12 protein-coding genes are annotated in these 11,294 nt (G+C 61.2%); 7 read left to right on the top strand and 5 right to left on the bottom strand.

From position 1 onward, the window contains the following. Positions 1 to 14: 14 nt before the first annotated feature. Entirely contained in the window at positions 15 to 554 is a 540-nt protein-coding gene (locus tag NDO48_RS30175) for a TetR/AcrR family transcriptional regulator (protein ID WP_263007851.1), read from the bottom strand. A gap of 142 nt (positions 555 to 696) precedes the next feature. On the opposite strand from NDO48_RS30175, the gene NDO48_RS30170 reads away from it, so the two are divergent. From NDO48_RS30170 to NDO48_RS30160, 3 genes are read left to right on the top strand one after another with little or no spacing between them, the layout of a single operon-like run. Next, on the top strand, positions 697 to 1,878 hold the full coding sequence (locus NDO48_RS30170) for an efflux RND transporter periplasmic adaptor subunit (RefSeq protein ID WP_263007842.1): 1,182 nt from the start codon (positions 697 to 699) through the stop codon (positions 1,876 to 1,878). After that, positions 1,875 to 4,958, top strand: coding sequence for an efflux RND transporter permease subunit (locus tag NDO48_RS30165; protein ID WP_263007841.1), 3,084 nt, complete (start codon positions 1,875 to 1,877; stop codon positions 4,956 to 4,958). Before NDO48_RS30170 ends, NDO48_RS30165 begins: the two co-directional genes overlap by 4 nt. 15 nt (positions 4,959 to 4,973) lie before the next feature. Beyond that, entirely contained in the window at positions 4,974 to 5,120 is a 147-nt protein-coding gene (locus NDO48_RS30160) for a hypothetical protein (protein ID WP_263007840.1), read from the top strand. Here the strand turns inward: NDO48_RS30160 and NDO48_RS30155 are convergent. Genes NDO48_RS30155 through NDO48_RS30145 form a run of 3 tightly spaced genes read right to left on the bottom strand, consistent with a single transcriptional unit; the run spans position 5,095 to position 7,363 of the window. After that, positions 5,095 to 5,736 (bottom strand): helix-turn-helix domain-containing protein, encoded by a 642-nt coding sequence (locus NDO48_RS30155; RefSeq protein WP_267322170.1) that lies wholly within the window; start codon positions 5,734 to 5,736, stop codon positions 5,095 to 5,097. The two genes, NDO48_RS30160 and NDO48_RS30155, sit on opposite strands and share 26 nt — an antisense overlap. Before the next feature lie 26 nt (positions 5,737 to 5,762). Next, positions 5,763 to 7,172 (bottom strand): purine-cytosine permease family protein, encoded by a 1,410-nt coding sequence (locus NDO48_RS30150; protein WP_267322171.1) that lies wholly within the window; start codon positions 7,170 to 7,172, stop codon positions 5,763 to 5,765. Then, entirely contained in the window at positions 7,172 to 7,363 is a 192-nt protein-coding gene (locus NDO48_RS30145) for a hypothetical protein (protein WP_254348555.1), read from the bottom strand. Before NDO48_RS30145 ends, NDO48_RS30150 begins: the two co-directional genes overlap by 1 nt. Before the next feature lie 700 nt (positions 7,364 to 8,063). Here NDO48_RS30145 and NDO48_RS30140 point away from each other — a divergent pair. Further along, on the top strand, positions 8,064 to 8,777 hold the full coding sequence (locus tag NDO48_RS30140) for a TetR/AcrR family transcriptional regulator (protein WP_267322172.1): 714 nt from the start codon (positions 8,064 to 8,066) through the stop codon (positions 8,775 to 8,777). Here NDO48_RS30140 and NDO48_RS30515 read toward each other — a convergent pair. Continuing rightward, positions 8,723 to 8,998, bottom strand: coding sequence for a hypothetical protein (locus NDO48_RS30515; RefSeq protein WP_263007835.1), 276 nt, complete (start codon positions 8,996 to 8,998; stop codon positions 8,723 to 8,725). The genes NDO48_RS30140 and NDO48_RS30515 overlap by 55 nt on opposite strands. On the opposite strand from NDO48_RS30515, the gene hypB reads away from it, so the two are divergent. The 3 genes from hypB to NDO48_RS30125 are packed head-to-tail and all read left to right on the top strand — an operon-like array spanning position 8,987 to position 11,290. Next, entirely contained in the window at positions 8,987 to 9,799 is an 813-nt protein-coding gene (hypB, locus tag NDO48_RS30135) for a hydrogenase nickel incorporation protein HypB (RefSeq protein WP_263007834.1), read from the top strand. The genes NDO48_RS30515 and hypB overlap by 12 nt on opposite strands. Before the next feature lie 9 nt (positions 9,800 to 9,808). Next, positions 9,809 to 10,195 carry a hydrogenase maturation nickel metallochaperone HypA gene (locus NDO48_RS30130; RefSeq protein ID WP_254300334.1) on the top strand — a complete coding sequence of 129 codons (387 nt, stop codon included), beginning with the start codon at positions 9,809 to 9,811 and terminating at the stop codon, positions 10,193 to 10,195. A 21-nt stretch (positions 10,196 to 10,216) separates the two neighbouring features. Continuing rightward, positions 10,217 to 11,290 (top strand): agmatinase family protein, encoded by a 1,074-nt coding sequence (locus tag NDO48_RS30125; RefSeq protein WP_267322173.1) that lies wholly within the window; start codon positions 10,217 to 10,219, stop codon positions 11,288 to 11,290. The last annotated feature ends 4 nt before the right edge of the window (positions 11,291 to 11,294 follow it).

Raw genomic sequence — 11,294 nt, 5'->3', positions numbered from 1 at the left:
TCGGCGAGGCGCGCCTACTGCACTGCAGCTTGCTCGAGCAGATAGGCGATCGCCATGTTGCGTTCATCCTCGTGGAGTATGTCCATGTCGAAGAGCTTCATGCTGCGCAGCCCTTCGATGACGAGGAAAGCCACGAGCAGCTTGGCCGTATCGGGATTTTCGGCCTTGAGGCGGTCGAGCAGATGGCGTTTGAAGTCCCTGACCGGATTGAGGAAATCGGGGTCTTCGGCGAGGGCGGCAAGGACGCCGGCCGCAGAGTGCTGCTTTTGACTGCACTCCTGGGCCGACAGCTCGACATAGGCAGCCAGGCTGCTATTGGCTTCGTCGTCGGACGATTTGGCGCTGAGCGCTTCCTCGAAGGTCTTGAGGTAATCCTGGACCAGGGCCTGCATCAGCTTGGCTTTGGTGGGGAAATTATAGAGCAGCCCGCCCTTCGACACCCCGGCGCGCTGGGCCACCGCATCGAGCGACAGGTTGCCCGGGCCGACAATGTCGGCAAGTTCGGCGGCGGCAGCGAGAATTTTGTCGCGTGAACTAGGTCTGTGGCCCGACATGATGGCGTCTCCGTGAAACTTCACATTATCGTCGATTGACATTACCGTCCAGACGGTACAGTAAGCGCCCCGCACTTGGGTTTTCATATAAACAGGTTCAATGTGCATCGCGGCCCGCCCGGATGCCGATTGGGGATCTCCTTTGATCAAGCGTCTCATCATCGCTCTCGTATTGCTCGTTCTCGTCTGCGGCGGCATCGTTGGATTCAACGTCTTCCGCGACAACGCGATCCAGCAATTCTTCGCCAACATGCCGGTCGCCTCGGTGACCGTGGCGACCGCCAAGGTCGAGCCCGCACCGTGGACGCCCGGCATCGAAACCATCGGCACGGTCAACGCCTCCCAGGGCGTCGATCTGACGGTCGAACAGGCCGGCATCATCAAGGACATCAAGTTCGCGGCCAACCAGCGCGTCAACCAGGGCGACGTGCTGATCCAGCTCGACGATACAGTTCAGCAGGCGGACCTGGCGGCCGCCAAGACCCAGGCGGCGCTCGACCAGCAGTCGCTCGACCGCGCCATCGAGCTGCAGCGTCGCGGCGTCGGCTCCGAAGTCGCTCTCGATGCTGCAAGGGCAGCCGCCTCGACATCGGCATCACAGGTGCAGAAGCTGCAGGCCGTGGTCGACCAGAAGCAGCTGCGTGCGCCGTTCTCCGGCACCATCGGCATTCCGAAGGTGGATGACGGCCAGTATCTGGCGCCGGGCACGATCGTCGCCACGCTCCAGGATCTCGAAACGATGCGCGCCGATTTTTCCGTTCCCGAGCAGCAGCTTGGCCTGTTGAAGATCGGCCAGCCGGTAGGCTTCGGCATTGCCGCCGACGACATGCCGTTCAAGGGCTCGGTGGTTGGTATCGACCCCAAGGTCGATCCGCAGAGCCGCCTGGTCTCGGTCCGCGCCGAAATCACCAATCCGGAAGGCAATCTGAGCCCCGGCCAGTTCGTGCGCGTCCGCGTCGAGCTGCCCGAGGAAGACGGCGTGCTGGCCGTGCCGCAGACCGCGCTGACCACCAGCCTCTATGGCGACTACGTCTATGTCGTTCGTCCGGCCGAGGCCAAGGCGGCCGCAGGCACTGCAGCTTCCGCCGCCGCATCTGCCGCACCCGCCCAGCCGGCGGCGGCTGAGCCGGCTCTTGCCGTCAGGCAGGTGTTCGTCAAGGTCGGCCGCCGCTCCGAAGGCCGCGTCGAGATCACCGAAGGCGTGTCGGCGGGCGACGAACTGGTCATTGCCGGACAGAACAGGCTGACCAACGGCACGCCGGTGAAGATCGACAACACCGTTTCGCCGACAGCCTCGGCCAATGCGAAGGCAACCGCGAAATGAGTTTTTCCGACATCTTCATTCGCCGCCCCGTCCTGTCGACGGTGGTCGCCTTCATGATCCTGCTCCTGGGCTTCCAGGGACTGTTCAACCTGTCGGTTCGGCAGTACCCCGAGGTCGAGGAGACGGTCATTACCATCTCCACCGTCTATCCCGGCGCCAGTGCCGACCTGATCCAGGGCTTCATCACCGCGCCGATCGCCGCCGCGGTGGCGACGACGGAGAACATCGACTACGTCACCTCGCAGAGCCGCCCGTCGTCGAGCACGGTGACCGTGCAGATGGAACTCGGTTCAAACCCTGATACCGCGCTGACCGAGGTCATGTCCAAGGTCCAGCAGGTGCGCGGTCAGCTGCCGAGCGACGCCAAGGACCCGACCATCGTCAAGGGCACGGGTATGCAGTTCGCCATCATGTATCTGGCGATGCAGAACCCGAACATGAGCTCGGAAGAGCTGACCGAATACATCGAGCGCGTCATCCGTCCGCGCATGTCGACCATCGAAGGCGTTGCCGAAGTCCAGGTCCTGGGCGCTGCCAACTATTCGATGCGCGTCTGGATCGACCCCGTGAAGCTCGCCGCGCGCGGCCTCACCGCCGCCGAAGTGCTGCAGGCCATCAACGCCTCCAACTTCCTGTCGGCGCCGGGCAAGACCAAGAACGAATACGTCGCTTACTCGATCACCATGAAGTCGACGCTGCAGACACCGGAGTCTTTCGCCGAACTGCCGCTCAAGTCCGCGAACGGCAACGTCGTCCGGCTGCGCGATGTCGCGCATGTCGAGTTGGCCGCCGAAAGCACCGACACCGTCGTCAATTTCAACGGCGAGCCGGGCACCTTCATCGGCATCTTCCCGACACCTTCGGCCAACCCGCTGAACACGGCAGCAGCCGTCATCGCCGAGCTGCCGGCCATCAGCGCCAGCCTGCCCGAAGGCATGACCATCACCATGGTCTATGATTCGACCGAGACCATCAGCGCCTCGATCGAAGAGGTGTTCAAGACCATCGCCGAAGCCGTCGCCATCGTCATCGTCGTCATCCTGTTGTTCCTCGGCTCGTTCCGTTCGGTGCTGATGCCGGTGGTGACCATTCCGCTGTCGCTGATCGGTGTCTGCTTCATCCTTCTGATGATGGGATATTCGATCAACCTCTTGTCCCTGCTGGCCATGGTGCTGGCGATCGGACTGGTCGTCGACGACGCCATCGTGGTGGTCGAAAATATCCACCGCCACATGGAAGAGGGCATGACGCCGATGCAGGCGGCGTTCAAGGGCATGCGCGAGATCTTCGCGCCGGTGGTCGCCATGACCATCACGCTCGCCGCCGTCTTCGCCCCGCTCGCCTTCACCGGCGGTCTCACCGGTTCGCTGTTCCGCGAATTCGCGGTGACGCTGGCAGGTGCCGTCGTCATCTCCGGCTTTATCGCGGTGACCATCACCCCGATGATGTCGGCGCGTCTGCTGAAGGCCGGCAACCACAGCCGTTTCGCGCAGTTCGTCGACCGCACCTTCGAACGGGTCGCCAACCGTTATGAGCGGTTGGTGGCCGGCTCGCTCAAGTACCGGCCGGTGACGCTGCTGATCGTCATCGCACTGGTTTCGGTGACGGGCTTCATGTTCTTCAAGACGTCGAGCGAACTGGCGCCTGAAGAAGATTCGGGCGCGCTGTTCTCGCTGATCACCGCACCCCGCTATGCGACGACGGAGTACACCAGCCTCTACGCCGACCAGATCCGCGACCTGACCAAGGACCTGCCGGAGCTCAAGGCCAACTTCTCCATCGTTGGCATGGGCGGCGAGACCAATTCGGGCTTCTCGGTCTGGGCGTTCAAGGACTGGGCCGATCGCGACCGGTCGCAGGCCGAGTTGCAGGCCGATATCCAGGGTCGGCTGTCAAAGGTCAGCGGCGTGCAGGCGCTGGTCTTCGCACCACCGTCGCTTCCGGGCGCCGGCGGCGGCTTGCCGATCTCGATGGTCATCCAGTCGACCGGCGATCCGAGCCAGGTCTATGAGGTGGCCGAGCAGATCAAGGAAAAGGCGCAGGCCTCGGGACGCTTCATCGTCGTGCAGAACTCGCTGTCCTTTGACGCGCCGCAGGTCACCGTGACCATCGACCGCGATCGTGCCGCAGCGCTCAACCTGTCCGTCAGCGATGTCGGATCGACGCTGAGCCTCCTGGTCGGCGGCGGCGCGATCGCCGAGTTCGACCGCGATTCCAACAGCTACGACATCATCATGCAGGTGCCGGAGGAGTACCGGAACAATCCGGAGAAGCTCGGCGAGTTCTTCGTTCGCAGCGTCAACGGGCAAATGGTGCCGCTGTCGGCCGTCGTGACGATCAAGACCAACTCGTCGCCGGCTTCTATCGAGCAGTTCAACCAGCTCAATTCGGCGACGATCTCGGCACTGCCGGTGCCCGGTGTGACCACCGGCGACGGCCTGAAGACGATCGAGGACATAGCGCGGCCGTTGCTGCCGGGTGGCTTCTTCGTCGACTACTCCGGCCAGTCGCGCCTGGAAAGCGAGCAGGGCAGCACGATCCTGATCGCCTTCGCACTTGCCATCGTCGTGATCTACCTGGTGCTGGCGGCACAGTTCGAAAGCTTCCGCGACCCGTTCATCATCATGATGTCGGTGCCGCTTTCGATCTTCGGCGCCATCGTACCGCTCAACCTCGGCCTCGGTACGCTCAACATCTACACCCAGGTCGGCCTGATCACGCTGATAGGACTGATCACCAAGCACGGCATCCTGCTGGTCGAATTCGCCAACCAGCAGCGCGAGGAGCATGGCTTGTCGCGCAGCGAGGCGATCATCGCCTCGGCCAAGGTTCGCCTGCGGCCGATCCTGATGACCACGGCCGCGATGGCGCTCGGCGTCGTGCCGCTGATCGTTGCCTCGGGTGCGGGTGCTGCCGCACGCTACTCGATGGGCCTGGTGATCTTCTCGGGCGTGATCGTCGGCACGGTGTTCACGCTGTTCGTGGTGCCGATGTTCTACACCTTCATCTCGCGCAAGGACCTGGCAGCACATGCCGAGTTGCCTGATGCCAAGCAGATGGCCGAAACGGCTCATCACTGAACTGGTGGATGAGACATGCGAAAGGCCCCGGAGCGATCCGGGGCCTTTTCTTATGAGCCCTACGCCGTAGCCGACTTCGTCGAGCAGCAGCGCACGAGCGATGGCTCCGAGACCTTCACCGACTGGGAGCTTCGTATCATCGGTCCCGACGGCGGGTCATGATGGACAAGCAGCGGACGGGCAGTTGGGCCGGTTTCTCGGCACCATGTTGGATCGTCGCGTCGAAGAACAGGCTATCCCCTGGAGACATTCGATAAATACTGGCCCCGTGACGGTACGAGATCTCGCCTTGCAGCAGGTAGAGGAAGACGGTGCCTTGATGGCCGGCCGCCGGAAAGACGTCTGTCTCACAGGTGAGGGAGATCAGATGGGGCTCGACGAGCAGTCCATTGGCGTTGACGTCTGTATGGCCGAGGGGCTTGCACTGCTGTCTGGCAGCCTTGCTGTTCGGAACAGCGTCGCTACCGGCTTTGACGAAGACGGCGGTACATTCAGTTTCGAATCGGCTCACCAGCCAGGTAATGGGCACAGCCAAGCCGCGCGATATCGCCTGCAACGTCGTCAGTGAGGGCGAAATGCCCCCGTTCTCGATCTTGGAGAGCATTCCCACCGACAGGTTCGTGGCCGCCGCCAGGTCGCTCACCTTCATACCGTGCCTGGTTCGGAAGGCGCGAACCTCACGACCGATTGCCGTATGCAACAGTGGTTCCCTGGCTCGCTTCACTTTGGGATCTGGATCGATGGTGCTGGGGATTGCGTGAGGCGGGTGATCCGTCATGTGAACGGACCACCCGAGGCCCGGGATCAATATCCTCCGCGCCGTGCCGGCATCACTATCGTCTTGGTTAGAACGTAGTGAAGGATCGCTGCCACCAGACAGGCAGGAACGGACGCACTGATCCAGACGAATGGACCATGCGCGGCAAGCGACTGGGGATCGAACAACGCGTAGTAGACGAGGCCTCCGCCCACCAGAGCCAGGAACGAAGCCGGATTGATGCCGCGCCAGAAGGCGTAGTCGGAATCGGCACCGTCGTTGAAGACGTCGCACTGCTTGATCCGGCCTCGCCGCAGGACCAGATAGTCCATCGCCGTCACGCCGGAGAGTGGCGCAAAGCCAAGGGCTGTCCAGGCGAGGAAAATGAAAAAGTTGTCGTAGAACTCGCCCGGGAAGAAGGTGATGACGATCGCCGGCACAAACAGCGCACCGGTCAGCAGTCCCCATGGCAGGGCTTCGAAATAGCGTCCGCCAGCCTGCCGCATGGCGAGGCACATGCCGTAGAAGATGCTGGCGATGGCGGTGATGTTTGCCAGTCCGACGAACAGCAGCGCGGTCACTCCGACAAAGGCTCCGCCGAGCGGGATCATCCAGGCGGTCGGGTCAGATGACCCGAGGCTGAGCGCGGCAAACAACCCGACAGTTTCGCCGAGAACAGTAGCAGCAAAGACGCCGATCAGATTGGGCCAAAGTGCTGCGCGGGGTGTACGCGTGAAGCGCGTGATGTTGCCCAGAACCGGCCACCAGCCAAAACCGGCAGCCAGATTGAACTCGACCGCGATCATGAAGTTGAGCCTGTGGTCGTCAAACGGTGCAAGAGGAGCGGCACTGCTGATGTCGCTCCAGCTCTTGTGGCTGAAGATGAGAAACAGGATGCCGAAGCACAAGATGAGCTTGCCAGGGCCGACAAAGCGGTTGAGCCATTTGACGGCAGTCGGGCCTTTCCACAGCAATAGCCACGAGATTGCGATCGCGAGGATCGCGAACAGCGTGACCCCGAGGTCGTTTTCGCCGATATGCGTGCCGCCGACCTGGTTCATGGCGCCGCTGATCGCGCGCCCGAACATGATCGACAGGATTGCCGACCAGCCGACGCCGAATGCCAGGAAAAGCCCGACCGGGATCAGGATGCCGATAGGCCCGAAGACGCTGCGCATCAGTGTGAATTGTTCGATCCCGAACTTTCCGGTCGATATGCAGACGCTGACGGCCATGATCGACACGCCGATGACGTTGCCGATGATGATGGCGTAGATGCCGTCGCGGGCACCTACAAGCAGGGCTGTGGTGCCGCCAAACAAGAATGCCCAAGTGGCGATGGCGAGGCCGATACTGATCCAGGAATGATCGAGGAAGCCGATCTCGCGTTCTTCTTTCAGCACTGGTAGCGTGCCGAAGGCGGAGCTTGCGCCGGTGAAATTGGGTTGGGACGCCATCAGTTACCCCCGATCCACATGGCGATCGCGACGACGAGGATAAAGGAAGTGACGGCGAACCACATGCCGATTTCGCGGCCCGATATGTCGGTTCGCGCCGGATCCTCATAGTTCGGATCGGCAATGATGTTCAGTCGCCTGTTCAATTCCCGACGTATTTCATTGTCGGGGCTCGTTGCAGCTATAGTCATTTCATCCTCCTCCAAAGATTAAATGAACACCGATCGGGGCGTTGATTGTCCTTCAACGCCCCGGGGTTGGCATCGTCCTGTTTTCCTGGCAGTCCGGAATCATCGCGGCTTCCCCCGCGGGCAAAAGTTTCGCCCGACGCATTGGTTCTGTTGAGGACCGGGAAGCTCGCAAGGGGTTCTCCTGTCTGATCGACCCCAGGTTCCATCGGATTGTCGGATGTGCGGCGCGCTCGTTGTCTTGTCGCATAGGGTCGCTGCCCATCACGCCATAACGTTGCGGCAGTTTGAATTCCGTGTCAAACAATTTTCCTGACACAATTGTAAAAATAGTAGCGAGTTCGCACGTATCAAGACGAAAGGCATATGCCCTTGAACGCTCTAATGCGGGCAGGATACTTTAAAAAATCTGAAAATAAATACATATATAACAATTAGTTAAAGGAAGATTGTGCGTGTTTTCGCCGCTGCGGATGAGGCGATTGGCGGCCGCGTGTAGCAGGTGTGATTTTCGAACGGAGTTGCAAAGTGGTTGAAAACTGATGTTGACAGTGATATCAAAGCTACGTAGCGTCAAGCTCGAAAGTGCAGTCGAGTACCAGTGCCCTCGACACCTGAAGCGGCAGTCTGGCCTTACTTCAGGTGCTGAACCGACGCAGTCGCGTCGCGCTTCTCCGGCAGTGCTCAAGTCAGGAAATCATCCATGGAATCTGCCGCTCTCATCCATCTCAAAGATCGCGTGAAATCAGTCAAACGGGCCACGACCCGCCTCTACCGCAATCCAGGCGTCCGGGCAGAGTCGTTGCTGGAGGCGGCGCTGGAATGCTTCGCCGATGAAGATTACGGGAGAGTAACGATCCCGCTAATCGCTAAGAAGATGGGTGTTGCTCACTCGCTCATCTATTATTACTTCAAGAACAAGGAATCGCTGTACCAGTCTTCCGTGCTTCACGTGCTTCACGCGCTTGACCGAATGATGACCCGCTATAGCGAGCTCGTCGCGCAACATGAAAGTCCGGCCGAACGGCTGAGCGCCTGTCTGGACCTCAATGTCGAGATGTCGGAGACGCTGCGTAGCCTCGCGCGCATCATGTTCGTCAATGCCTGTGGCCCCAAGGACTCCGGTCCCAAGTTCATCGACAGCTTCGTCGAGGATTACTACGAGTCTGAGAAGAGGCTTTTCGCCGATTGCATCCACACAGGCGTCGAGGCGGGCATTTTTTCCTGCCCGGATCCTGATGAGATGGCGGCGTTCATTTCGCGCAACATCGACGGTATCTACTTCGGCTGCTTCATGCCGCATGGAACTCCGATCCCGGCTGCGATGCGTTACCTCAAGGGGGTGATCTGGGGGTTGCTTGATTATGCCGGCGACCCGTCCGCCAAAAGCCCCTCCACAAGCAAGAGCGGGAGATAGCCATGTGCCAGGTATGCGGCTGCGGGCCTGAGAACATTCGCATTGACGGCAAGAGCGGCGGGGGTGACCACGAGCACCTGCATGCCCATCACCATGATGATGACGATCATCATCATCACCATGATGGGCACCATCACCACGACCACGATGACGGACATCATCACCACCACCACGGCGACGCCCACGGTCACGTTCATGGCGACGGCGACATGCATGAGCACCGGCATTCCGTTGCTGGGGCGGGTCCTGGTGATCTGCATTTCGGCAAGGATGCCGCCAAGACCCATGTTCCGGGCATGAGCCAGAAGCGGCTGGTGCAGATCGAGCAGGATATCCTGGCCAAGAACGGCATGTTTGCCGACGACGTCCGCGACGAACTCAGCGCGCATGGCGTGCTTGCGCTCAACCTGATCGCCAGCCCCGGGGCGGGCAAGACCACTTTGCTGGTCGAGACCTTGCAGCGGTTGAAGGGCACCTTCCCGACCTGGGTGATCGAAGGCGATCAGGAGACGACCAATGATGCCGATCGCATTCGTGCGACGGACACCCAGGCGGTGCAGATCAATACCGGCAAGGGCTGCCACCTCGATGCCGACATGATCCAGCGTGCGCTCGCTTCGCTTTCGCTACGGCAGGGCGGCGTTCTGTTCATCGAAAATGTCGGTAATCTTGCCTGCCCGGCCGGCTTCGACCTTGGCGAAGCCCACAAGGTGGTCATTCTGTCTGTCACCGAAGGCGATGACAAACCGGTCAAATATCCCGAGGCGTTCGCCGCGGCCGACCTTCTGGTCATCTCGAAGTCGGACCTGGCACCCTACTGCGATTTCGACATCGAGGCCTGTGTTGCCCGTGCCCGCGAGGTGAACCCGGCGATCGAAAGCATCGTCGTTTCGGCGCGTGATGGCACCGGGATGACGGAATGGCTGGAGTGGATCGTCCGCGCCCGTCAGCAGCAGCTGCAGGACCTCGCACGAGACCTGCAGGCACGGGTGGACTCCATCTGCAACACGCTGCACGCATGAGGTTGTGTCATGCATGAGCTCACCATCGCCTCAAGCCTGATCGACCTTGCCAGCGATCACGCCGCGCGCAACGGCCGGGCCCGGGTCATCGGAATGCATGTGCGCCTCGGAGTCATGTGCGGCATCGCCCGCTCGCTCTATTTCTGCTTCGGCCCGGCGACGCGCGGCACGCTTTGTGAAGGTGCCAAGCTGCACATCGAGGAAGTGCCGCTGACCATATTCTGCGAGCACTGCGCCGAGGTGCGGTCGCCGCTCTCGCTTTCCAATCTTCGTTGCCCCGACTGCGGGAGGCCTTCACGCAAGGTGCTGTCCGGGCGCGAGATGGAGCTTATCCACATCGAGCTTGAGGAAGAAGCGCAGCACCCTGCGGCCCAGGCTCGGCAAGCACTTCAGTAGTTATCTGTTGGGAGGAACAGCATGCTTGATCGAAAAACAGAGACAGCAAAGTGGCAATTCACGCCACATCAACATCGCGGCCCCGCCGAGCAGTTCGGCGAGAATGACCACATCTACTCGCCGAAGCTGCACAATGGTTCGTTCAAATCCAGGGGGCTCGCCACCTTTATGGGCGCGCCCTATTGCCCGCCGGATCGCCACAAGATCCGCGAGATGGGTGCCAAGATATGCTTCCTGGCCGTGCCGTGGGACCAGGGCCAGATCGTGCGCGCCGGCGCCTCGCAAGGCGCCGCGGGGCTGCGCGACGCGACGACGCAGTATTTTCCCTACATGTTCGAATACGACGTCGACCTGCTGAGCTTTTTCCGTGTCGTCGACTGCGGCGACGTGCCGACCGTGCCGGGCAACAACATCAAGTCGCAGGAATATACCGCCGACTACGTCACCGAGTGCCTCGAAGGCGGCGCCAAGGTGATCCTGTTCGGCGGCGATCACTCCCTGCCGATCCCCGGCGCCAAGGCGCTGTCGCGTTTCACCGGCAGCGGCAAGATGGGCTATCTGCATGTCGATTGCCATCTCGACGCCGGACCCGACTGGGCCGGCAACCTGATCACCAACTGCTCCGGCGCGCCGCGCGCGCTCGACCTGCCCAATTGCAACGCCAGGAACATGGCGCATATGGGGTCGCGCAACAGCCTCAATCCCAAGGACTGGTGGGACTTCTACGTCGACAACGAGATCCGCGTTGTGACCATGCCCGAGATGATCGAGCGCGGGCTGGAAGTGTGCGCCAACGAGATCTTCGAACGGGTGAAGAAGGACACCGACTCGCTGTACTTCACCTGGGACACGGACTCGATCGACATCAGTTGCATGCCCGCCAACTCCGCGCCGGAATGCTACGGCCTGAAAGGGCGCGAAGTGATCCAGCTTGCGCGCATCGCTGGCCGCCACGGCTGCGACATTCTCGATATCGTCGAGCTCTGCCCGGACTTCGATCCGAGCCAGATCAGCGCCAAGATGACGGTCAACATGATCTACCACTATCTCGGCTCGCGTGCCCAGACCCTGCGCCAGCAGGGCAAGCAACCGTAAGAAT

The organism is Aminobacter sp. MET-1 (assembly GCF_026521175.1).
GTDB lineage: Bacteria > Pseudomonadota > Alphaproteobacteria > Rhizobiales > Rhizobiaceae > Aminobacter.
The sequence above is the reverse complement of the archived record's forward strand: the minus strand, read 5'-3'. Positions and strand labels throughout refer to the sequence as shown.